23 protein-coding genes are annotated in these 20,226 nt (G+C 64.6%); 8 read left to right on the forward strand and 15 right to left on the reverse strand.

Annotated elements, in window-relative coordinates:
- Positions 1 to 9 precede the first annotated feature (9 nt).
- On the forward strand, positions 10 to 1,500 hold the full coding sequence (locus BJ6T_RS34705; protein ID WP_014497256.1) for an HWE histidine kinase domain-containing protein: 1,491 nt from the start codon (positions 10 to 12) through the stop codon (positions 1,498 to 1,500).
- A gap of 88 nt (positions 1,501 to 1,588) precedes the next feature.
- Here BJ6T_RS34705 and BJ6T_RS34710 read toward each other — a convergent pair whose 3' ends face one another.
- Positions 1,589 to 1,894 (reverse strand): hypothetical protein, encoded by a 306-nt coding sequence (locus BJ6T_RS34710; RefSeq protein WP_225895060.1) that lies wholly within the window; start codon positions 1,892 to 1,894, stop codon positions 1,589 to 1,591.
- 56 nt (positions 1,895 to 1,950) lie between these two features.
- Between BJ6T_RS34710 and BJ6T_RS34715 the strand changes: the two genes are divergently transcribed.
- Positions 1,951 to 2,208 (forward strand): hypothetical protein, encoded by a 258-nt coding sequence (locus BJ6T_RS34715; protein WP_014497258.1) that lies wholly within the window; start codon positions 1,951 to 1,953, stop codon positions 2,206 to 2,208.
- A 96-nt stretch (positions 2,209 to 2,304) separates the two neighbouring features.
- Positions 2,305 to 2,550: a hypothetical protein gene (locus BJ6T_RS34720; RefSeq protein WP_014497259.1), complete on the forward strand. Its 246-nt coding sequence runs from the start codon at positions 2,305 to 2,307 to the stop codon at positions 2,548 to 2,550.
- 86 nt (positions 2,551 to 2,636) lie between these two features.
- Here the strand turns inward: BJ6T_RS34720 and BJ6T_RS44120 are convergent, their stop codons facing one another.
- Together BJ6T_RS44120 and BJ6T_RS34725 are read right to left on the reverse strand one after the other, a co-directional pair.
- On the reverse strand, positions 2,637 to 2,822 hold the full coding sequence (locus tag BJ6T_RS44120; protein WP_014497260.1) for a hypothetical protein: 186 nt from the start codon (positions 2,820 to 2,822) through the stop codon (positions 2,637 to 2,639).
- An 18-nt stretch (positions 2,823 to 2,840) separates the two neighbouring features.
- Complete coding sequence (locus BJ6T_RS34725) at positions 2,841 to 3,062, reverse strand: hypothetical protein (protein WP_014497261.1); 222 nt, start codon at positions 3,060 to 3,062, stop codon at positions 2,841 to 2,843.
- 115 nt (positions 3,063 to 3,177) lie between these two features.
- Here BJ6T_RS34725 and BJ6T_RS34730 point away from each other — a divergent pair, with 115 nt between their 5' ends.
- Together BJ6T_RS34730 and BJ6T_RS34735 are read left to right on the forward strand one after the other, a co-directional pair.
- Positions 3,178 to 3,372, forward strand: coding sequence for a DUF3072 domain-containing protein (locus BJ6T_RS34730; RefSeq protein WP_014497262.1), 195 nt, complete (start codon positions 3,178 to 3,180; stop codon positions 3,370 to 3,372).
- 72 nt (positions 3,373 to 3,444) lie between these two features.
- On the forward strand, positions 3,445 to 3,732 hold the full coding sequence (locus BJ6T_RS34735) for a DUF6496 domain-containing protein (protein WP_014497263.1): 288 nt from the start codon (positions 3,445 to 3,447) through the stop codon (positions 3,730 to 3,732).
- A gap of 13 nt (positions 3,733 to 3,745) precedes the next feature.
- On the opposite strand, the gene BJ6T_RS34740 is transcribed toward BJ6T_RS34735, so the two are convergent.
- Positions 3,746 to 4,108: a hypothetical protein gene (locus BJ6T_RS34740; RefSeq protein ID WP_028170150.1), complete on the reverse strand. Its 363-nt coding sequence runs from the start codon at positions 4,106 to 4,108 to the stop codon at positions 3,746 to 3,748.
- Between the two features lie 271 nt (positions 4,109 to 4,379).
- The gene (locus BJ6T_RS34745) at positions 4,380 to 5,915 is read right to left on the reverse strand and encodes a Do family serine endopeptidase (protein ID WP_014497265.1); all 1,536 of its coding nucleotides are present in this window, start codon (positions 5,913 to 5,915) and stop codon (positions 4,380 to 4,382) included.
- Positions 5,916 to 6,109: 194 nt separating this feature from the next.
- Here BJ6T_RS34745 and BJ6T_RS34750 point away from each other — a divergent pair, with 194 nt between their 5' ends.
- Positions 6,110 to 6,946 carry a universal stress protein gene (locus tag BJ6T_RS34750; protein WP_014497266.1) on the forward strand — a complete coding sequence of 279 codons (837 nt, stop codon included), beginning with the start codon at positions 6,110 to 6,112 and terminating at the stop codon, positions 6,944 to 6,946.
- Positions 6,947 to 6,977: 31 nt separating this feature from the next.
- Here BJ6T_RS34750 and BJ6T_RS34755 read toward each other — a convergent pair whose 3' ends face one another.
- The 9 genes from BJ6T_RS34755 to BJ6T_RS34795 all read right to left on the reverse strand — a co-directional run bounded on the left by BJ6T_RS34755 (position 6,978) and on the right by BJ6T_RS34795 (position 16,323).
- Positions 6,978 to 7,190 carry a hypothetical protein gene (locus tag BJ6T_RS34755; protein WP_014497267.1) on the reverse strand — a complete coding sequence of 71 codons (213 nt, stop codon included), beginning with the start codon at positions 7,188 to 7,190 and terminating at the stop codon, positions 6,978 to 6,980.
- A 390-nt stretch (positions 7,191 to 7,580) separates the two neighbouring features.
- The gene (gene rpe / locus BJ6T_RS34760) at positions 7,581 to 8,318 is read right to left on the reverse strand and encodes a ribulose-phosphate 3-epimerase (protein WP_014497268.1); all 738 of its coding nucleotides are present in this window, start codon (positions 8,316 to 8,318) and stop codon (positions 7,581 to 7,583) included.
- On the reverse strand, positions 8,315 to 9,250 hold the full coding sequence (cbbX, locus tag BJ6T_RS34765; protein WP_014497269.1) for a CbbX protein: 936 nt from the start codon (positions 9,248 to 9,250) through the stop codon (positions 8,315 to 8,317). The genes rpe and cbbX overlap by 4 nt, the downstream gene beginning before the upstream one ends.
- A 98-nt stretch (positions 9,251 to 9,348) precedes the next feature.
- Entirely contained in the window at positions 9,349 to 9,756 is a 408-nt protein-coding gene (locus BJ6T_RS34770; protein WP_014497270.1) for a ribulose bisphosphate carboxylase small subunit, read from the reverse strand.
- A gap of 11 nt (positions 9,757 to 9,767) precedes the next feature.
- Entirely contained in the window at positions 9,768 to 11,228 is a 1,461-nt protein-coding gene (locus BJ6T_RS34775; RefSeq protein WP_014497271.1) for a form I ribulose bisphosphate carboxylase large subunit, read from the reverse strand.
- A 31-nt stretch (positions 11,229 to 11,259) separates the two neighbouring features.
- The gene (gene fba / locus BJ6T_RS34780; protein WP_014497272.1) at positions 11,260 to 12,345 is read right to left on the reverse strand and encodes a class II fructose-bisphosphate aldolase; all 1,086 of its coding nucleotides are present in this window, start codon (positions 12,343 to 12,345) and stop codon (positions 11,260 to 11,262) included.
- A gap of 14 nt (positions 12,346 to 12,359) precedes the next feature.
- Positions 12,360 to 14,381 carry a transketolase gene (gene tkt, locus BJ6T_RS34785; protein ID WP_014497273.1) on the reverse strand — a complete coding sequence of 674 codons (2,022 nt, stop codon included), beginning with the start codon at positions 14,379 to 14,381 and terminating at the stop codon, positions 12,360 to 12,362.
- A 16-nt stretch (positions 14,382 to 14,397) separates the two neighbouring features.
- Complete coding sequence (locus BJ6T_RS34790; RefSeq protein WP_014497274.1) at positions 14,398 to 15,273, reverse strand: phosphoribulokinase; 876 nt, start codon at positions 15,271 to 15,273, stop codon at positions 14,398 to 14,400.
- Positions 15,274 to 15,285: 12 nt separating this feature from the next.
- Positions 15,286 to 16,323, reverse strand: a complete 1,038-nt coding sequence (locus BJ6T_RS34795) for a class 1 fructose-bisphosphatase (RefSeq protein ID WP_014497275.1) — start codon at positions 16,321 to 16,323, stop codon at positions 15,286 to 15,288.
- Positions 16,324 to 16,442: 119 nt separating this feature from the next.
- Between BJ6T_RS34795 and BJ6T_RS34800 the strand changes: the two genes are divergently transcribed.
- On the forward strand, positions 16,443 to 17,420 hold the full coding sequence (locus BJ6T_RS34800) for a LysR family transcriptional regulator (protein ID WP_014497276.1): 978 nt from the start codon (positions 16,443 to 16,445) through the stop codon (positions 17,418 to 17,420).
- Between the two features lie 12 nt (positions 17,421 to 17,432).
- Here the strand turns inward: BJ6T_RS34800 and BJ6T_RS34805 are convergent, their stop codons facing one another.
- Positions 17,433 to 17,627 carry a hypothetical protein gene (locus tag BJ6T_RS34805; RefSeq protein ID WP_014497277.1) on the reverse strand — a complete coding sequence of 65 codons (195 nt, stop codon included), beginning with the start codon at positions 17,625 to 17,627 and terminating at the stop codon, positions 17,433 to 17,435.
- Positions 17,628 to 17,800: 173 nt separating this feature from the next.
- On the opposite strand from BJ6T_RS34805, the gene BJ6T_RS34810 reads away from it, so the two are divergent.
- Positions 17,801 to 20,191, forward strand: a complete 2,391-nt coding sequence (locus BJ6T_RS34810; RefSeq protein ID WP_014497278.1) for a TonB-dependent receptor — start codon at positions 17,801 to 17,803, stop codon at positions 20,189 to 20,191.
- The last annotated feature ends 35 nt before the right edge of the window (positions 20,192 to 20,226 follow it).

A 20,226-nucleotide genomic window follows, 5' to 3' on the forward strand; every position in this document is an offset into this window, starting at 1 on the left:
GATCCGCGAATGGACCACGAAAAGGTCAATATCCTCCTCGTCGACGACCAGCCGGCCAAGCTGCTCGCCTACGAGGTGATCCTGAAGGAACTCGGCGAGAACCTCGTGATCGCATCATCGGGCCGCGAGGCGCTGGAGGTGCTGCTCAAGACCGAGATCGCGGTGATCCTGGTCGACGTCTGCATGCCTGAGCTCGACGGCTTCGAGCTGGCCGCGATGATCCGGGAGCATCCGCGTTTCCAGAAGACCGCGATGATCTTCATCTCGGCCATTCAGGTGAGCGACATCGACCGGTTGCGCGGCTACGAGATGGGCGCGGTCGATTACGTGCCGGTGCCTGTGGTGCCGGAGGTGCTGCGCGCCAAGATCAAGGTGTTTGCCGAACTCTACCGCAAGACGCGCGAGCTCGAACGGCTGAACCAGGAGCTCGAAGACCGCGTTCGCGCACGCACGGCCGAGCTGGAGAATTCCACCGCGAAGCTGCGCGAGAGCGAAGAGCGACGCAGCATGGCTATCGCCGCCGGCAAGATGGGATCCTGGGACTGGGACTGGGTCAACGGCGACTGGATGTGGGACGAAGGCCAGTACCGTATCTTCGGCGTGACTCCGGAGACCTTCAATGTCACCTCGGCCAACATCCAGGCGCTGCTGCACCCTGATGACGTCGACCAGTTCGGCCAGGCGATTGCCGCGTTCAATACCGGCGCGCACGCCTATGAAGGCGAATTTCGCGTCAGCCGACCCGATGGCGAGGTGCGCTGGTGCGTCGGCACGGCAGCCGCGACGGTGGACCAGGGCGGCCGCGTAGTGCGCGTGAGCGGCGTCACCGTGGACATCACCGAACGCAAACGCGCGGAAGAGAGACAAAACCTGCTGGCCCGCGAGGTGGATCATCGCGCCAAGAACGCGCTGGCGCTGGCGCAATCGATCGTGCGCCTCACCCGCGCCGACGAAGTCAAGGCTTACGTCAACGCCGTCGAGGGGCGCATCAACGCGCTGGCGCGCGTGCACACGATCCTGTCGCTGTCGAGCTGGCAGGGCGCCGAACTCTCGAGGCTGATCGACGAGGAGCTCGCGCCCTACTCGCTCGGCGGCCAGATCAAGCTGGCCGGTCCGGAAGTTCAGCTGGCGCCGGCGACAGCGCAGACGCTGGCGCTGGCGTTGCATGAGCTCTTCACCAACTCGGCGAAATATGGCGCGCTCTCGACGCGGTCGGGGCGGCTCGCGATCGGCTGGCAGGTCGAGGACGACCACCTCACACTGACCTGGGACGAAACCGGCGGTCCGCTGGTGAGGACGCCGAAATCCCGTGGCTTCGGCACGCGGAGCCTGCTTGCCAGTGTGGAATCGCAACTCGGCGGACAGGCGGAGTTCGACTGGCGCGCCGAAGGCCTGTTGTGCCGGCTCGAAGTGCCGCTGACGCGGAAGACCGTAGCGCCGTCGGCCGCGAGCAAGTTCGATGCGGCTCCGTCCGAACCCCTTCAGCGGGCCTCAGGCTAGAGCGCTTGCGTGCGAGGTGGGCTCCGGTTCGCGCGTGAGGACAAGAACCTGGAGCTTCGGCCCTGATTCACTCAGAACCGATACTGCTCTAGCGCGTCGCGGCGACCCTCATGCGCGGCATCGCCTGCGGTTCGTCAGCGACCCGTCCTTCCAGCCAGGCTTCCGTTTGCGAAAGCTCGCGCAGCGCCCGCGCGTAACGGCGGGCTGCGCTCCGCTCGGCGCCGCGGGGCAGCTTGCGCGCCTTGCGCAGCATGTCCGCAGCCGCGTTGCGATAGGCCAGCGAGCGATAGAGAAAGACGACCTTACCCATATCGAATGTTCCCGTGTTGATGGCATTCATCCTCGCAAGACCGCCATGAACGTCGGATGAAGCGGGGAATGACAAAATCGTCATGACAATGGAACCCGCAATCGTCGCGCGCGTTTTATGCCACACCGCGAGGCGGTTCCATGCGCGGGAAAAAGTCGCCGAGCCTTATCTCTCCGACCGGCGCCATCAAGCTGATGACGCATGCGATGATGGGCGCAGCCCTCGGCCTTGTCTTCGGTCTCGCCCTCGTCCTGTTCAATCCGACAGTCGCAAATCTGCTGAACCACGGCGGACATTCGGCCGCTATAGTCTTCATCATCACACTGGTAACGACGTTCGCGATCGGCGCGACGCTCACGGGCCTCGTGTTCATCCTCGCCGAGGACAAGGAATTTTGAAGCGCGCGTGATGCGCACCGGACGCTTTCGTTCGGAACTCCTGCGGCAAATGACGGTTGGCTGCCTGCGTCAATTTAACTCAGGGAGTTCCCGCGCATGAAAACCACCACGCTCGCTCTCACCGTGATGTTGGCAACCGGCCTCGCCGCCGCTCCGTTCGCCGCGCAGGCCAAGTCGCATAAGGCCAAGCACGGATCCGCGATGTCCTCGTCGCAGACCACGGGCGCCAACACCAAGTCCTCCAAGGGCGCTGATCCCTCCGGTCAAGGTGGTTCTGGCCCCGGCTCCGACCAAGGCGGCACCATGACGAACAACAAGGGCGGCATGAGCAACACCAAGTGAGCTCCGGCGCCGACAATCAAGGCCTCGCGGCGACGCGGGGCCTTTCGCTTTGGAGCTGGATTGGGAATCCTTCCAGCGTCACATCGCTAGAGCGGCCGTCCTGCAGCATTCGCCTTCACGAGATGCTCGAGCTGTGCACGTTTGCGTGCAATCAGGAGCTGGGCTGCGGCATCGTCGAGACCCTCGCGCTGCAATTGCCGGATGGCGGAGCCGAGTTCGAGAATTTCGGCGCGCAGTTTTAGAATCCGGTACGTGTCCGGGTCTTCCTCCACTGCACGCTCCCAAAATTCTCAGCGGCGCGCGATCACGCGCAGCGGATTGCCGGATGTCGTTGCAGGACGAAGGCGTACCCGCTCGCGGACGTCAGGCAAGACATCGCCGCCACCGGCCGCCTTCCATTCGCCGATCAGCAGGTTGATCTTCCGGCGCAGATCCATCTGCGCCAGGGCCTTTTCAGTGCAGTCGCGGTCGCGATCGACGAGGTCGCGCACAGACACCTCGATGTCGGCCATCTCGAGCCTCAAGGCGCTGATTTTGCGTCGAATTTCATTAATTCTGTTGTCCATGACTTGTTAGAACAAAATAAGAACATATAGTCAAGTGACGATTTGGGAACGGAGAGGCCAGATGCAGGTTCAAGGTAAATACGACGCCAGGGTTTTCCTCACGGAGCAGATGACGCGTGCGCAGGGGTTGAGGCTGAAGCGTCTGAGCGAGGAGGCCTATCAGCCCACTCAATACGATCGGGCTCTGTCCTCCGCTGAGGCTGCGCGCCGCATTCGAGCGCTGGAAGACGAGATCGAGTTGGCGAACTCCTTCTGAGGAGCGCGGCCAGCGCATTCGGAACGTTGGGTCAGTGATGCGGTTCTTTCCCCGGGCCAAGGGAGAGAGTTGATGGCACGCAAGGCAAAGAAACGCCGCTACTCACGCAGCGCCAGCAGTGATGTCGAGCGCGAGATGCGCCGTTACAAGAAGGGCACCGCGAAAAGCGGCCCCGGCGGTCGTGGCGGACGCGTGAAGAGTCGCAAGCAGGCGATCGCAATCGGCCTGTCGGAAGCGCGCGCGAAAGGTAAGAAGGTCCCGAAGAAGGCGTCGAAGCGAAAGACCTCCAAGAAGAAGACGGCCAAGAAGACAGCCAAGAAAACGAAGAAGACCTCGAAGCGCAAATCCAGCAAGCGGTAACGCCCGACCCGCGTCAGATCATGCTGCCCGGCATGAAGCAACGGATCGAAATCCCGAATGCAGTCTTCACCGGCCACACCATGGTGTGGCCGGCCCTGTTTGGCTCGGTGATGACGGCCTCATCAGGCACGTCCACCCACTGCCCGTCGAGCCGCACGCGATAGTGCCCATCGTGCGATTCCCAATCGGGGTCGGATACAGCAAAGCCATCTGCATCCGAGCAGCAGGGCCCGAGATGGCTGCGCAAGCTATCGAACCAGGGTTTCAGGGGCGAGTTTGCGTAGCGGCCATCGTCGCGCCCCAGGGCGCTTCCGGTCGTCATGACAAGCGGCGCCAAGAGCAGCGCACACCTCAGCGAGAGCTTCAATCGATCCATGTCGGCACCGATCAAATGCGAACCACCGGTTCCACAAGAAGGCCGGGCGTTCGAAGTTCCACTCCTGCAATTCGCTTGGGCGTCTTCATTGACGCCCAAGCCCAACACGTGATTCTGAACTGTGACGAGCGAACGCGGCTTTTTCGGACGAACCCGTCATCAACGCTGCCGTTAACGAGAATGTTATCGACACCTGTGGGAATCTTCCAGACGCGCACGAAAAAGGCGGCCCGCAGGCCGCCCTTTGAGTTTGCCGCCGGAAGCGCGAGGCTTACGCCAGCGGCACCGCGACGAACCGCGTCGCTTCCGCGCTCTTCACCTGCAACAGCACGCTGTTCTTGCCGGACGATTTGGCCTGCGCCAGCTCGGAACGGACGTCGCCGACATTGGCGACGGCCTTGCCGCCGACATTGAGGATGACGTCGCCGGTCTGGATGCCGCGCTGCGCGGCGGGTCCCTGCGGATCGACATCGGTCACGACGACGCCCTTCTGGCCCGCGCCCTGGACGTCGCCGGCCGGCGCCAGGCTGAGACCGAGGCGCGGCGTGCCGGTGTTCGGCTGCGCCTTGCCCTCGCCGGCCTTGGCCTGCCGCTCGTTCGGCAACTCGCCGAGGGCGAGTGTCACCGTCTTGCTCTCGCCTTTGTGGAAGACGTCGAGCTTCACGGAGGTGCCCGGCGCCAGGGTGGCAATGGTGCGGGCGAGATCGCGGGAGTCCTTGATCGCGGTACCGTTGACGGCGGTGATGACATCGCCAGCCTCGATGCCGGCCTTCGCCGCAGGGCTGCCGTCCTGCGGGTTGTCGACGATCGCGCCGCGCGCCTCCTTGAGGCCGAGGCTGTCGGCGATCTCGGCGCTCACCGGCTGCACCTGCACACCGAGCCAGCCGCGGGTGACCGAGCCCTTGTCCTTCAGCTGCGCGACGACGAGCTTCGCGGTCGAAGCCGGAATGTCGAAGCCGATACCGACCGAACCGCCGGAGGGTGAGAAGATCGCGGTGTTCACGCCGATCACGTTGCCGTTCATGTCGAAGGCCGGACCGCCGGAATTGCCCTTGTTGATCGGCGCGTCGATCTGGATGAAGTCGTCATAGGGACCGTTGCCGATGTCGCGACCGTTGGCCGAGACGATGCCGGCGGTAACGGTGCCGCCGAGGCCGAAGGGATTGCCGACCGCGACCACCCAGTCGCCGATCCGCGGCTTCTGGTCGGAGAATTTGACGAACGGAAAGTCCTTCTTGCCATCGACCTTGATCAGCGCGAGATCGGTCTTCGGATCGGTGCCGACCACCTTCGCGGTGTAGCTCGTGCCGTCGTCCATGGTCACCTGCACCGACTCGGCGTGATCGACGACGTGGTTGTTGGTCACGGCATAGCCGTCGGCGGAGATGAAGAAGCCGGAACCCTCGCCCGTGATCACCTGGTGGCGCTGGCGCGGCATGCCGTTCATGCCACCAGGGCCGCGGAAGCCGAACTGCCGCGAAAACTGGTCGAACGGCGAATCCTCGTCCGAATCCATCCGGTTCTGTTGCAGCATCGCGCTCTTGTCATTGTCCCGGTCGATCTTGACCCGCACCGAGATGACGGCGGGTTTGACCTTGCTGACGAGATCGCCGAAGCCCGGCGGGGTCGCGGCGGCTTCCGCGGCCTGGGCCGGCGCGACGAACGAGTTCAGACCGAACTGCGACGAAGCGGGAGAGGCAGCCAGCACGGCCACGCCAAGCGCGGCCACGGTGCCCAGCAGCGCAAGCCGGCGCGGCTTCAAGATCTTGCGGGACGTGGTGGTGTCGGAATTGACGCGGTCGTTCATGTCGAAATGTCCATGTTGGGTAAGTCGCCTTGCACCCAACATGGACATCGTCACCTTACGGCGTCCCGTCCGCCCGATTAAATCTTGGCAAAGGTCCCGCGAAAATCAGGGCTGCATATTTGATGCGGCTCAACACGGGCCACGTGCGCCGTGATAGGCTGCCGCCACTGGATGATGTCCATCGGAGGCACACCATGTACAAAGACATTCTCGTCCACATCCCGACCGAGCGCCCGATGCACGCGGTGATCGACGGCGCGATCGCGCTCGCGGCGAAACTCAACGCACACGTCGACGCCGTCGCTGTCGGGTACATCGCGAGCAGCACTGCCTACGTCCTGGATGGCGGAGCCGCCGTAGCGGCCGTGTTCGAGATGGAGCGCGAGCGCGCGGTGGAGCGCGCCGAGGCCGCCTTGGCGATATTTCAGAGCGAAGCCAGGAACGCCGGCATCTCCTGCACCTGCCACCCGCTCGGCGCAATCCCGGCGGATGCAGCCGGCTCGCTCGGCGAGATGGCGCGGCTCCACGATCTCAGCATCGTGCTGCAGCCCGATCCGGCGCAAGGCTCATTCGACAATGATATGCCCGGCGAGATCCTGTTCCAGGCGGGCGGACCAGTGCTGTTCCTGCCCTACACCTTTCGCGGTTCATTCAAGGCGAACCGGATCGGCATCTGCTGGGATGGCAGCCGCCTCGCCGCCCGCGCGATGCGCGACGCCGCTCCCCTCCTGGCCCGCGCCGAGGAGATCGTGATCATCACGATCAACGAAGCCGACGCCGTTCGCGACGAGGTCTCGGCAAGCCATCTGGCAAGACACCTCGGCCGGCGCGGGTTGTCGACCCGCACGGTCAGCCTGTCGGCAGCGCGCGCCGACATCCAGCCGACCATCCTGTCGCTGGCCGCCGACGAGGGCCTCGATCTCCTGGTCATGGGCGGCTACGGCCACTCACGGTTGCAGGAACGCTTCCTCGGCGGCGTCACCCGCGCCATGCTGGAGGCCATGACCGTCCCGACGCTGATGTCACATTGATCGAGAGATGATCCGCAACGGACCGACGCCCTCACGCCGCGGCGGGGGTCTCAAATGGCGCGGTGGCGATGGCCTCGTCCTTGGGCTGCGCGTTGCACGCATCGAAATGCGCCTTCAGCGCAATCTCGGCGAGATATTCGAAATGCTCGGCTTGGCCAAGGAGTTGCCAGTTCTGGAGCGGCCGATAGGCCGCCTGCTGACGACAGAGAGACGCCAGCGCCCGGTAGCGACGTACGTTCTCCATGAGACCCTCCCTCGCATTCACTGAGCTTATTGCCCTGATTTACGTCAGGCCGATGGCGGTTATGCAAAACATTTACTGCGTGCGAAGCACCCCGCGCAACCTGGGTTAACGTCTGGGAAACGCGCAGGCCCCCATTGGTTCCTATCGGAGAACTCCACGGGGAACTCATTGGCCAGGCTTAGCGCCGGCGCGCGGCGAAGATGCCGATCAGATCAAGATACCGTTCGATCGATTCCGGCCACCCGATGAGATTGCCCTGCATTTCTGCGCAGAACTCGCGCGAGGAAGGCCCGCTGCGCTGTGCCGCATGCCCTGCAGAACCTCGGACGGAACGGCACGCCATGGCACAGCCAGCGCGACGCCCGCTCTGCCATGCCTGTATGCCGTATTCTACCGGGCGAGCGCGGTCTCGCCGGCCCGGATCGTCTGCGCCGAACCATGTTGCAGCTTCGGAACCCTGCCGGCTTCCGCAGCAGCGCGGATGGCGGCGATGTTGCCCGCATAATCGGCGCTGCTCTTGCCGCGGAACACGGCCGATCCTGCCACGAGGGTGTCGGCGCCCGCGGCAGCCACGGCGGCGGCATTGTCGCGCGTGATGCCGCCATCGACCTCGAGCCGGATCGGCCGGCCGCCGATCATGCTTCGAATGCGCCTGATCTTCTCGATCTGGGAGTCGAGGAAGGACTGGCCGCCGAAGCCGGGATTGACCGTCATCACCAGCACGAGGTCGAGACGATCAAGCACGTATTCGATCGCAGCTTCCGGCGTGGCCGGACACAGGCTGACACCAGCCTTCTTGCCGAGCGCGCGGACGGCCTGGAGCGAGCGGTCCAGATGCGGGCCGGCCTCGGCATGAACCGTGATGACGTCGGCGCCTGCCTTTGCGAACGCCTCCAGATAGGGATCGGTCGGCGCGATCATCAGATGCACGTCAAAGATCTTCGCCGTCGCCGGCCGGATCGCCTTGATGACGTCGGCGCCAAAGCTGATGTTCGGCACGAAATGTCCGTCCATGACGTCGCAGTGGATCCAGTCGGCGCCGGCAGCATCAATAGCCCTGATCTCCTCACCGAGGCGCGCGAAATCTGCGGCCAGGATCGAAGGCGCGATGAGGATTTCTCCCGTCATGGCTTCGCACTCCTCTGCGCGTCCGCACCGCCGCTGAAGACGCGGCTCGCAAGGACGTCCGTCGGATCGATCGTTTCGAGATCGACGACATCGAGCATCCGGTTGAGATCAGACACGAGGCGATCGGCCTGCCGCAGGCGGATGCGGTCGACCGCGTTGCGGATCGAGCGCGCATTGGAGAAGAACGGCTGGGTCCGGCGCAGTTCGATGTACTTCTCGAAGGCCTCGCGCGCGGCGGCCGAGAAGCCGTAGCCGCGCTCCTTCAGCATCAGCTCGGCGATGACCAGCAGCTCGGCTTCGGCATAATCCGGAAATTCGATGTGATGAGCGATGCGCGAACGAAAGCCCGGGTTGGAGGCAAAGAAGCTCGTCATCCGCTCGCCATAACCGGCGAGGATCACGACGAGGTCCTCGCGCTGGTTCTCCATCACCTGGAGCAGGATCTCGATCGCCTCCTGGCCGTAATCGCGCTCGTTGTCGGGCCGGTGCAGATAGTAGGCCTCGTCGATGAACAACACGCCGCCCATCGCCTTCTTCAAGATCTCCTTCGTCTTCGGCGCGGTATGGCCGATATACTGGCCGACGAGATCGTCGCGCGTCACCGAGATCACCTGCCCGCGCCGCACGAAACCGAGACCATGCAGGATCTTCGCCATGCGCAGCGCCACCGTGGTCTTGCCCGTGCCGGGATTACCGGTGAACGACATGTGCAGCGTCGGTGGCGACGATGCCAGGCCTGCACGCTGACGGATGCGCTCGATCAGCAGAAGTGAGGCGATCTGGCGCACGCGGTTCTTGACCGGCCGGAGGCCGATCAGCTCCCGCTCGAGCTGTTGCAGCGTGTCGGTGATCCCGGCCGCCTCGGCCTCCTTGCGGAGATCGAAACTGGTCTCGCTCGTTTCAGCGGTCGTCGCATGAGGGACATCAAGCATCGGCACCTCGAAGAAAAGAGCTTCGCCGCGGGGAGAGCGGCGAAGCAGTGGTCCGCCAAGGAAACGGAGCAGGGAGTGCCCCGCGCGGAGAGGAGTGACTACGTCGACGCGTGCGCGGCCGGCCGGCGCACGGTGGTGTAGCGGATCGCACGTCCGCCCACCTCCTGCCGCACCAGCTCGAACTCGGCTTCCTGCGGCGGGCGGTTGACGAGGAACGAGATCCGCACCGATTCCCAGCCATGGCTGGAGTCGAATCCACTGATGCGGATGTAGCGGTCGCCGTAAACCCTGCGGCATTCGGCGAGCTCCATCATCACGCCGGCGGCGTCCTGGAGGTCGAACATTGGCAGGCCCCACATCTCCCAATAGGTACTGCGGGGATGCGGATCGTCGGTGAACTCGATATTCACCGCCCAGCCGTTGGTCAGGCAATACTGCACCTGCTTATAGATCTGGTCGTCGGTCAGATCAGGCAGGAACGAGAAGCAGCCCTGGGTCAGTTTCATGTCAATACTCCTCAAACGGTTTCCAGCGCGGTCGGCACGAAGTCCGGCGTGTCGGTGGATTCATAGTTGAAGGTGACGTCCTTCCAGACCTCGAGCGCAGCCTTCAGCGGCGTGCAGGTCTCGGCCGCCCTGGCCAGGATCTCCGGACCTTCATGGACGTAGTCGCGCCCCTCGTTGCGGGCGAGGATCATCGCTTCGAGCGCCACGCGGTTGGCGATCGCACCGGCCGCAATGCCCATGGGATGGCCGATGGTGCCGCCGCCGAATTGCAGCACGACGTCCTCGCCGAGGAGGTCGAGCAGCTGGTGCATCTGGCCGGCATGGATGCCGCCGGAGGCGACCGGCATCATCTTGTTGAGGCTCGCCCAGGACTGGTCGAAGAACAGGCCATGCTCGAGCTTGGTCGGGTTGAAGTCTTCGCGGCAGACGTCGTAATAGCCGCGCGTGGTGTTGGGATCGCCTTCGAGCTTGCCGACCACCGTGCCGGCATGGATGTGGTCGACGCCGGCGAGCCGCATCCACTTCGCGATGACGCGGAACGACACGCCGTGGCTCTTCTGCCGCGTATAGGTCGAGTGACCGGCGCGATGCAGATGCAGGATCATGTCGTTGCGCCGCGCCCATTTCGCCATGGACTGGATCGCGGTGTAGCCGATCACGAGATCGATCATCACGATGCACGACCCGAGCTCTTTCGCGAACTCCGCGCGCTCATACATGTCCTCCATCGTCCCCGCGGTGACGTTCAGGTAGGTGCCCTTGACCTCGCCGGACGCCGCCTGCGCGCGGTTCACGGCCTCCATGCAATAGAGGAAGCGGTCACGCCAATGCATGAAGGGCTGCGAGTTGATGTTCTCGTCGTCCTTGGTGAAGTCGAGCCCGCCCTTGAGCGCCTCGTAAACCACGCGGCCATAGTTGCGCCCGGACAAGCCGAGCTTCGGCTTCACCGTCGCGCCCAGCAGCGGCCGCCCGAACTTGTCGAGCCGCTCACGCTCGACCACGATGCCGGTCGCCGGCCCCTGGAACGTCTTCACATAGGCGACCGGGAAGCGCATGTCTTCCAGACGCAGCGCCTTCAGCGGCTTGAAGCCGAACACGTTGCCGATGATCGAGGCCGACAGGTTGGCGATCGAACCCGGCTCGAACAGGTCGAGGTCGTAGGCGATGTAGGCGAAATACGAGCCCGGCGTGCCGGGCACCGGATCGACGCGGTAGCACTTTGCGCGATACTTCTCCGCAGCGGTCAGGCGATCAGTCCACACCACCGTCCAGGTCGCGGTCGAGGATTCTCCGGCAACCGCCGCTGACGCCTCGATGGGGTCCACGCCCTCCTGCGGCGTCACGCGGAACAGCGCGATGACGTCGGTGTCCTTCGGCGTGTAATCGGGCTCCCAATAGCCCATGCGCTTGTATTCCATCACGCCTGATCGATAGCGCTCTTTGCCCCGGACGGTTCCTGCGTGTGCATTCATGGCTCTCTCCTGCTCTTCTCTCTCTGAATGATTAGGCGGCGACCGGTTCGCGGGTGCCAATACGCGGGTCGAGATCGCCGGCGCGATAACGCCGCGCCATCTCGCTCAAGGGAATGACCTTGATCTTGCTGGCGTGGCCCGCTGTACCGAACTGCTCGAAGCGATCGCGGCAGAGCTCGCGCATCGCATCCATCGCAGGCTTGAGGAATTTGCGCGGATCGAACTCCGAGCGCGTTTGCGCGGCGACCTTGCGGAACACCGCGGTCATCGCCAGGCGACAATCGGTGTCGATGTTGACCTTTCGCACGCCGCTCTTGATGCCGCGGACGATCTCCTCCACCGGCACGCCCCAGGTCTGCGGCATCTCACCTCCGAACTGATTGAACATGTCCTGGAGTGGCTGCGGCACCGAAGAGGAGCCGTGCATCACGAGATGCGTGTTCGGCAGGCGGCGGTGAATCTCCTCGACAACCCGCATCGCCAGGATGTCGCCATCAGGCTTGCGGCTGAACTTGTAGGCGCCGTGGGACGTGCCCATCGCGATCGCGAGCGCATCGACCTTGGTGGCGCGGACGAAGTCGACGGCCTGGTCGGGATCGGTGAGGAGCTGGTCGTGGCTGACCTTGCCCTCGACGCCGTGGCCATCCTCCTGCTCGCCGCCGCCATGCTCGAGCGAGCCGAGCACGCCGAGCTCACCTTCGACCGAGGCGCCCACCCAATGCGCGAGATCGACGACGCGGCGGGTAATCGCGACATTGTAGTCGTAATCGGCGGCGGTCTTGGCGTCGGCCTTGAGCGAGCCGTCCATCATGACCGAGGTGAAGCCATGGGCGATTGCGGAGGCGCAGGTCGCCTCGTCATTGCCGTGGTCCTGGTGCATGCAGAGCGGAATGTCCGGATAGGTCCGCTCCAGCGCGTCGATCATGTGCGAGAGCATGAGATCACCGGCATAGCTGCGCGCGCCGCGCGAGGCCTGGATGATCACGGGCGCATCGACCTCGGCCGCGGCCTGCATGATCGCAATACCCTGCTCCATGTTGTTGATGTTGAACGCCGGCACCGCGTAGCCGTGGCTGGCGGCGTGATCGAGCAGCTGACGAAGGGTGATACGGGCCACGAAAGTTCCTCCTGTTATGGCTTGCCGGCGCGGGTGATCGCCCGCCGGGCGGCTTCGGCAACGCTTTGCGGCGTGATGCCGAATTCCCGGTAGAGCACGGGCGCCGGCGCAGAGGCGCCGAAGCCGCGCATGCCGACGAACTCGCCGTCCGCGCCGATCCAGCGATGCCAATCGCCGGCGACTGCGGCCTCGATGCCGACGCGCGGGGCGGTGCCGAGCACGCAGGCGCGGTAGTCCTCCGGCTGCTCCTCGAACAGCGCGAAGCATGGCGCGGAGACCACAGCGGCGCGGATATGTTCCGTCGCGAGCAGGCGCGCGGCTTCCAGCGCGATCGAGACTTCGGAGCCGGTCGCCATCAACGTGACGTCGCGACCGCCGTCCGGCGAGACGATGAGGTAGGCGCCGCGCGCGACACGGTTCCTGCCGCGCACGTCGCTGCGGAATGTCGGCAGCGCCTGACGCGACAGACACAGCACGGAGGGGCGATCCTCCGCCTCGAGCGCGCAGTCCCAGGCTTCCAGCGTCTCGACCGCGTCGGCGGGGCGGAAGACCAGAAGATTCGGGATGACGCGCAGGGCCGCGAGATGCTCGACGGGCTGATGCGTGGGACCGTCCTCGCCAAGACCGATGGAATCGTGGGTCATCACATGGATGACGCGCAGCCGCATCAGGGCCGCAAGACGGATCGCCGGCCGGCTGTAGTCGGAGAAGGCGAGAAAGGTGCCGCCATAGGGGATGAATCCGCCGTGCAACGCGAGGCCATTCATCGCGGCGGCCATGCCGTGCTCGCGAATGCCGTAGTGGATGTAGCCGCCGGCGAACGTCCCACGCGTCACCGGAGTCTGCGCTTTGGCGTGTGTGAGGTTCGAATGCGTCAGGTCCGCCGAGCCGCCGACCAGTCCGGGAATCGTCCCGGCGATGCCGTCGAGCACCTGTTGCGAGGCTTGCCGCGTCGCCAGCTTTGGACGTTCGCTGGCAAAGCGCTCGCGCAATTTCGCCGAGGCCTGGGCATAGGCCTCCGGCAGGGCAACGGCCTTGCCCTCGATGAACAGCTCGCGCTGCGCGGCCGTCGCGCATTCGTAGCGGTCGAGCCAGGCAAGACGCTCGACCTGTCCACGCTGTCCGATCATCCGCCATGCCTTGAGGATCGGGATCGGCACCACGAAGGGCTGATAGTCCCAGCCGAGCGTCCGCCGCGCCGCCGCCGTTTGCTCGGTCCCCAGCGGCGCACCATGCGCCTTCTCGGTACCCTGACGGTCCGGCGCGCCATAGCCGATGATGGTGCGGCAGGCGATCAGCGATGGTTTTGCGCTCTCACGCTCTTCGGCAATCGCCTGCGCAACCGCTTCGGGGTCGTGGCCGTCGACATGGCGGACCGACCAGCCGGAGGCCGCAAAGCGCGCGAGCTGATCATCGGAAGTGGCCAGCGACGTCGGCCCGTCGATGGAGATGCCGTTGTCGTCGAACAGCACGATCAGCCGGCCGAGCTGGAGATGACCGGCGAGCGAGATCGCCTCCTGGCTGATGCCTTCCATCAGGCAACCGTCGCCGGCGATCACATAGGTGAAGTGATCGACCAGACCGTCGCCGTGCCGTGCATTGGCCATGCGCTCGGCGAGCGCGATGCCGACCGCGGTCGCGATCCCCTGCCCCAGCGGGCCGGTCGTGGTCTCGACACCCGGCGTGTGGCCGTATTCCGGATGTCCCGGCGTCTTCGAGCCCCACTGCCGGAACGCCTTGATGTCGTCCAGGCTGACATCGCCGCCGGTGAGATGCAGCAGCGCATAGAGCAGCATCGAACCGTGCCCGGCCGAGAGCACGAAGCGATCGCGGTCCGGCCAATTCGGGTGAGCCGAGTCGAATTTCAGGAACCGCGAGAACAGCACGGTTGCGACATCGGCCATGCCCATGGGCAGGCCGGGATGGCCGGACTGCGAGGTCTCGATGGCGTCGACCGCGAGGAAACGGACTGCGTTGGCGAGATCGCTGTGTGTGACTGCAGTGATGTCGGCTTCGGCGTGGACGGAGATGTTCATCGGATTCTCTCCCAGTTCACTTCAGATTTCGCTTGCGCTCGATCAGCTGCATGATCAGTGGCGTCAGGATCAGTTGCATCGCCAGATCGAGCTTCGCTCCGGGACACACGATGGAGTTCGCGCGGGACATCCAGCTGTGCGGCAGCATCGACAGCAGATAGGGAAAGTCGATGCCGCGCGGGTTCTTGAAGCGGATCACGACCATCGATTCGTCGGGCGTCGGGATCCAGCGCGCGATGAACGGATTGGAAGTATCCACCGTCGGCACGCGCTGGAAGTTGATGTCGGTCTCGGTGAATTGCGGGCAGATGTAATGGATGTAGTCGGGCATCCGCCGCAGGATGGTGTCGGTGACGGCCTCGGTCGAATAGCCGCGGGCGCTGCGGTCGCGGTGCAGCTTCTGGATCCATTCGAGATTGATGACCGGCACGACGCCGATCTTGAGATCGGCGTAGCGCGCGACATTGACCTTGTCGGTGACGACGGCGCCGTGCAGGCCCTCGTAGAACAACAGGTCCGAGTTTTCCGGTAGCTGCTCCCATTCGGTGAAGGTCCCGGGCGCCGCACCGTGCAGTGCGGACTCCTCGGCATCGTGGACATAGTGCCGCGTCGTCGCGGTGCCGGTCTCGCCATAGTCGCGGAAGGCACGCTCCAGTTCCTCGAACAGGTTGGTCTCGGGGCTGAAATGGCTGAAATGCTTGTTGCCGCGTTCGGCCTCCTTCGCCATCTGGGTGCGCATCTCGGCGCGGTCATAGCGATGGAAGGCGTCGCCCTCGATGTAGACGGCGTTGACCTTCTCGCGGAAGAAGATCTGCTCGAACGTCTTTTTGACCGAGGTGGTGCCGGCGCCGGAGGAGCCGGTGATGGAAATGATCGGATGCTTCCTGGACATGGATCGCCTCGCTCACAGCCGGAAGAAGCCGCGCCGCGCGAACAGCGGTGCGGAGATGCTGGCGACCAGCAACGGATCGCAATGCAGTTCCTCGACGCGCCGCACCTCGTTGCTCGAGCCCATGATCAGCGGCACGCGCTGGTGCAGGCTCTGCGCCGATAGCTCGAGGATGCGCTCGCGCCCGGTCGTGGCGGAGCCGCCGGCCTGCTCGATGATCATGGCCATCGGGTGCGCCTCGTAGGTGAGGCGCAGGCGGCCGTCGCCATAGCCGGGGCGCGCGTCCGAGGGATAGAGGAACACGCCGCCGCGGGTGAGGATTCGGTAGGCCTCCGCAACCAGCGAGCCGATCCAGCGCATGTTGAAATTGTGGTTGGCGGGCCCTTCGACGCCGGCAAGACATTCGTCGACGAAGGCGCGGACCGGCGAATCCCAGTGGCGGCGGTTCGACGCATTGATCGCGAATTCTTCGCACGTCTCGGAGATCTGCACGGCGCTGCGCGCGAGGCGGAAGCAGCCCGCCTTGCGGTCGAGAGTGAAGATGTCGACGCCGTCGCCGAGCGTCAGCACCAGTGAGGTCTGCGGCCCATACGTGACGAACCCCGCAGCAAGCTGCGCCGAGCCGCGCTGATGGAAGGCGAGAGTGGGGTCATCCGGCGCGGGCAGGATCGAGAAGATCGTGCCGACGGTCATGTTGATGTCGATGTTGGAGGAGCCGTCGAGCGGATCGATCGCGACGCAGATTTTTGCCTCGCGGTCGCCGATTTGCGGCTCGCGCATCTCCTCCGACGCGAGCGCCGCGATCGGCAGCCTGCTGAGACAGCGGCGCAGGATCGCATCGGCCTGGAGGTCGAGGTCGCGCTGGAGATCGCCGTCGCTGTTGCGGCCGGTGGTCAGGCCCGACGCGTCCGCGAAATCGCCGGTGGCGATGAGGTCGGCGATCTCGATCGCCGCCGCCGCGATGGCGTCGACTGCGGCTGCCACGGCCAGCGCATGCGGCGCCGTCTCGGAATACCGTTGAAGGTGGTCGTCCAACCTGAGTTGCCCGGTCATCTGCGTCCATCCCCTTGCGGGCGCCGCATCCAGTTCCCTCCCCGCTGGAGGTCGGTGCGGTCGGTCCCAACACGAGGAGATTGACAGGGGCGACTTAATAAGGAAAATTTCTATTCATAATGAGCGCCAAAGAATTTTCTTATAATGGCCCCGGCCACGCAGCGGCCCAGCTCCGGCATCTGACGATCCGGCAGCTGCGCTCGCTTGCGGCGCTCTCGGCGAAGGGCAGCGTCACCGCGGCCTCGGGCCAGCTCGGCCTGACCCAGCCAGCCGTCACCCAGCAGCTCCGGCAGCTTCAGGACCTCGCCGGCCTGCCGCTGGTGCAGCGGACCGGCGACGGCATGCTGCTGACGGAGGCAGGCAAGGAGGTGCTGGCCCTCGCCGAACGCGTCGAGGCCGCGATCATGGACTGCCAAGGCGCGCTCGATCTGCTCGCTGGACGGACCGGCGGCACGGTGCATCTCGGCGCGGTCTCGACCGCGAAATATTTCGTGCCGCATGCGATCGCGGCGTTCTCGAAGCGGCATCCGAAGATCGAGATCAAGCTCACGATCGGCAATCGCGAGGAGATCCGCGAGGCCATGCACGGCTATGATCTCGATTTCGCCGTGATGGGTCGGCCACCGGCCGACGTCAGCGTCGACGTGCGTCAGCTCGGGCGCAATCCGCACATCATCGTCGCACGCAAGGGACACTGGCTGGGGAAGGATTCCGGCCTCAACCTGACCGACCTCGTGCACGAGACCTTCCTCACCCGCGAGCCGGGGTCAGGGACGCGCACGCTGATGGAAGGCATGTTCCAGAGATCCGATCTCGAGCCGATCATCGGCATGGAGATGAGCAGCAACGAGACCATCAAGCAGGCCGTCATCGCTGGGCTCGGCATCGCCTTCATCTCGGCCCACACGGTGGCGCATGAGCTCGCCGAAGGCCGCCTCATCGTGCTCGATGTCGCCGGTTTGCCGATCGTCCGGCAATGGTACGTGATCCGCCGCAGCGACAAGGTGTTGCTGCCACCGGCGCAGGCGATGTTCGATTTCCTGGGCTCCGAGGGCTCGAACTATTTGCCCGACGTGCCCGAGTTCGGCGGGCAATAGCCCGCTAGAGGCTCACGCCATCAGCTTCATCGCGATCGTCGCGGCCAGAATGACGATGATCTGGAGCAGACGCTCCGTCGTGAAGATGCGGTTGAAGGTGGTCATCGCTTGCCCGGCGTAGGAGATCTCGATCGGTCCGGTGCTAGCACACGCGGGCGCCGAGATAACTCCGTAGTCGCCACGGATGCTGCCGGCGCGCCGAAACATGTGATCGCCTGGAACCCGACAAGTTTCGAACGATTCAAATCATCCTGCGCGGAATGGCCGCGGGGTCGCCGTGTTCATGCACACAGTGACTTCGCGTGCACGGATGCGCCTTGCCCCGCATCCGGCCGCGCAATGGGGAATCCGGGCGAGTTTTGCAGAGTGAAGGGGGCGCGATGAGCCACATCGCCGCCGCGGGAGAGCTGTTGCCTGCCGCAAGCTACATGTCCAAGCGCAATTTTTCGGGTATCGGAGGCGCGTTGACCGCGCTGATGACGTCAGCTGCGTTCTTCGCCAGTCCGCAGGCCCTTGCGCAATCCACGCCCGCACAGGGCGTGACGATTCCATCCGTCACCGTGACCGCGCCGGAAACACAGCGCCGCACCAATCCCGCTTCGGCCGCACGCCGGTCGAGCGGCACGCGGACGCGCCGGACGCAAACGGCACGGCGGCCGGAGACGACCGCCGCGCCACAGCCCTTCGCACCATCGCAGGACTCGCGCACCGGGACGGTCGGCTATTTCGCCAACAGCACCTCCGTCGCCACCAAGTCCAACACGCCCATCGTCGACATCCCACAATCCCTGTCCGTCATCACCCAACAGCAGATCCGCGACCAGAACTACCAGGGCCTGACCGATGTCACCCGCTACGTTCCGAGCGTGGCCGTCCACCAGGGCGAAGGCAATCGCGACGAGCTCGTCATCCGCGGCGTCGATTCCAGCGCGAACTTCTTCGTCAACGGCTTCCGCGATGACGTGCAATATTTCCGCGACATGTACAACGCGCAGAGCATCGAGGTGCTGAAGGGCCCGAGCGCCCTGACCTTTGGCCGCGGCGCCGGCGGTGGCGTGCTCAATCGCACCCTCAAGGAGGCCGACGGCAATCGCATCTACCAGGCCACCGCGCAAACGGGCTCGTGGGGCGACCGCCGCGTCTCGCTCGACGCGGGACAGGCCATCAACGACAACGTCGCCGCGCGGCTCAACGTATTCTACGAGGGCAGCGATGCCTTCCGCGACTTCAATCATCTCGAGCGCTACGGCATCAACCCGACCGTCACGTTGAAGCCGGATGATTTCACCAAGATCAAGCTGTCTTACGAGTATTACCACGACGGCCGCACCGCAGATCGCGGCAATCCCTCGCAGAGCCTTCCCGGCGGCGTCACGCGCTTCAATCCGACGACGCCGTTTGCGCCGAACGGCAATCTCCAGACGTTCTTCGGCAGCCCCAGCCTCAATACCGCGCAAGCGACGGTGCAGACCGGCATGGCGATCATCGAGCACGATTTCCAGAACGGACTATCGGTGCGCAACGGCACGTTCGCGGCCGACTACCAGAAGTTCTATCAGAACGTCTATCCGACCGGCGGGCCGCTCGCCGGCGCCGTCAATGCGGCCGACACCGCGGTCAATCTCGGCGCCTATCAGCACACGACCAACCGCGACAATTTCTTCAACCAGACCGACTTCACCTACAAGGGCTGGACCGGCCCGATCGCGCACACGGTGGGCTTCGGCACCGAATTTGGCCGCCAAACCGGCGTCGACATCCGCAACACCGGCGTCTTCCCGAACGGCACCAACACCATCGTGCAGAATCCGTTCGCGCCGACCTATTTCGGGCCGGTCAACTTCGTTCACCACTTCACCGGCACCAACACCGACGGCGTCACGACACCGGATTCGAACAGTAAATATGCACTGAACGTCGAGTCCGGTTACCTGCGCGACACGATCGAGTTCTCGCGTGCGCTCCAGCTCATCGTGGGAACGCGATTCGACCGCTTCGAGATGTCGGCGCTGGACATGAACACCAACCTCAACCGCAACCGCACCGACAATTTGGTATCGCCGCAGGCGGCCGTGCTCCTCAAGTCGATGGAGACGATGTCGGTCTACACGGCCTACAGCATCTCGTATTTGCCCGCCTCCGGCGACCAGTTCTCCTCGCTCAACGACGGCACGCTGATCCTTCAGCCGCAGAAGTTCGAGAACACCGAGGTCGGGATGAAGTGGAACATCAACCCGAAGCTGTTGTTCTCGACGGCGATCTACAATCTCAACCGCACCAACCAGCCGATCGCCGACGGCAACAATCCCGGCTTCTTCCTGCCCTCCGGCAGCACGCTGACGCGCGGTTTCGAGGCGAGCCTCGTCGGCTACGTCACCGAGCAATGGCAGTCCTTGCTCGGCTACGCCTATACCGATGCGAAGATCACCAGCGCGACGTCCGCGACCGTGGTGCCGGGCAATCGCGTGCAGCTCGTGCCGTACAATCAGTTCGCCTGGTGGAACAAGTACCAGTTTACGCCGATGTGGGCGGCCGCGCTCGGCATCATCTATTTCGGCGACTCCTTTGCGTCGTCGGATGACACGGTGAGACTGCCGGGCTTCGTGCGCTTCGATGCCGGCGTCTACGCCACGATCGACGCCAACTGGCGGGCGCAGCTCACGGTCGAGAACATCTTCAACCGCGGCTATTGGGCGTCCGCCGACGGCAACAACAACATCTCGCCCGGCCAGGGCCGCACCGTGAAGGTCCAGGCGAGCTACCGGTTCTGACGGCTATGGCGCGAACGTCTGCGTCCCATCGCGTG

Source organism: Bradyrhizobium japonicum USDA 6, from assembly GCF_000284375.1.
Classification (GTDB): domain Bacteria; phylum Pseudomonadota; class Alphaproteobacteria; order Rhizobiales; family Xanthobacteraceae; genus Bradyrhizobium; species Bradyrhizobium japonicum.

Bases quoted from the DNA above. Each gene is read 5' to 3' on its own strand.
- BJ6T_RS34705 (WP_014497256.1), top strand. From the start codon at position 10: ATGGACCACGAAAAGGTCAATATCCTCCTCGTCGACGACCAGCCGGCC.
- BJ6T_RS34710 (WP_225895060.1), bottom strand. From the start codon at position 1,894: ATGACGATTTTGTCATTCCCCGCTTCATCCGACGTTCATGGCGGTCTT.
- BJ6T_RS34715 (WP_014497258.1), top strand. From the start codon at position 1,951: ATGCGCGGGAAAAAGTCGCCGAGCCTTATCTCTCCGACCGGCGCCATC.
- BJ6T_RS34720 (WP_014497259.1), top strand. From the start codon at position 2,305: ATGAAAACCACCACGCTCGCTCTCACCGTGATGTTGGCAACCGGCCTC.
- BJ6T_RS34725 (WP_014497261.1), bottom strand. From the start codon at position 3,062: ATGGCCGACATCGAGGTGTCTGTGCGCGACCTCGTCGATCGCGACCGC.
- BJ6T_RS34730 (WP_014497262.1), top strand. From the start codon at position 3,178: ATGCAGGTTCAAGGTAAATACGACGCCAGGGTTTTCCTCACGGAGCAG.
- BJ6T_RS34735 (WP_014497263.1), top strand. From the start codon at position 3,445: ATGGCACGCAAGGCAAAGAAACGCCGCTACTCACGCAGCGCCAGCAGT.
- BJ6T_RS34740 (WP_028170150.1), bottom strand. From the start codon at position 4,108: ATGGATCGATTGAAGCTCTCGCTGAGGTGTGCGCTGCTCTTGGCGCCG.
- BJ6T_RS34745 (WP_014497265.1), bottom strand. From the start codon at position 5,915: ATGAACGACCGCGTCAATTCCGACACCACCACGTCCCGCAAGATCTTG.
- BJ6T_RS34750 (WP_014497266.1), top strand. From the start codon at position 6,110: ATGTACAAAGACATTCTCGTCCACATCCCGACCGAGCGCCCGATGCAC.
- BJ6T_RS34755 (WP_014497267.1), bottom strand. From the start codon at position 7,190: ATGGAGAACGTACGTCGCTACCGGGCGCTGGCGTCTCTCTGTCGTCAG.
- rpe (WP_014497268.1), bottom strand. From the start codon at position 8,318: ATGACGGGAGAAATCCTCATCGCGCCTTCGATCCTGGCCGCAGATTTC.
- cbbX (WP_014497269.1), bottom strand. From the start codon at position 9,250: ATGCTTGATGTCCCTCATGCGACGACCGCTGAAACGAGCGAGACCAGT.
- BJ6T_RS34770 (WP_014497270.1), bottom strand. From the start codon at position 9,756: ATGAAACTGACCCAGGGCTGCTTCTCGTTCCTGCCTGATCTGACCGAC.
- BJ6T_RS34775 (WP_014497271.1), bottom strand. From the start codon at position 11,228: ATGAATGCACACGCAGGAACCGTCCGGGGCAAAGAGCGCTATCGATCA.
- tkt (WP_014497273.1), bottom strand. From the start codon at position 14,381: ATGAACATCTCCGTCCACGCCGAAGCCGACATCACTGCAGTCACACAC.
- BJ6T_RS34790 (WP_014497274.1), bottom strand. From the start codon at position 15,273: ATGTCCAGGAAGCATCCGATCATTTCCATCACCGGCTCCTCCGGCGCC.
- BJ6T_RS34795 (WP_014497275.1), bottom strand. From the start codon at position 16,323: ATGACCGGGCAACTCAGGTTGGACGACCACCTTCAACGGTATTCCGAG.
- BJ6T_RS34800 (WP_014497276.1), top strand. From the start codon at position 16,443: ATGAGCGCCAAAGAATTTTCTTATAATGGCCCCGGCCACGCAGCGGCC.
- BJ6T_RS34805 (WP_014497277.1), bottom strand. From the start codon at position 17,627: ATGTTTCGGCGCGCCGGCAGCATCCGTGGCGACTACGGAGTTATCTCG.
- BJ6T_RS34810 (WP_014497278.1), top strand. From the start codon at position 17,801: ATGAGCCACATCGCCGCCGCGGGAGAGCTGTTGCCTGCCGCAAGCTAC.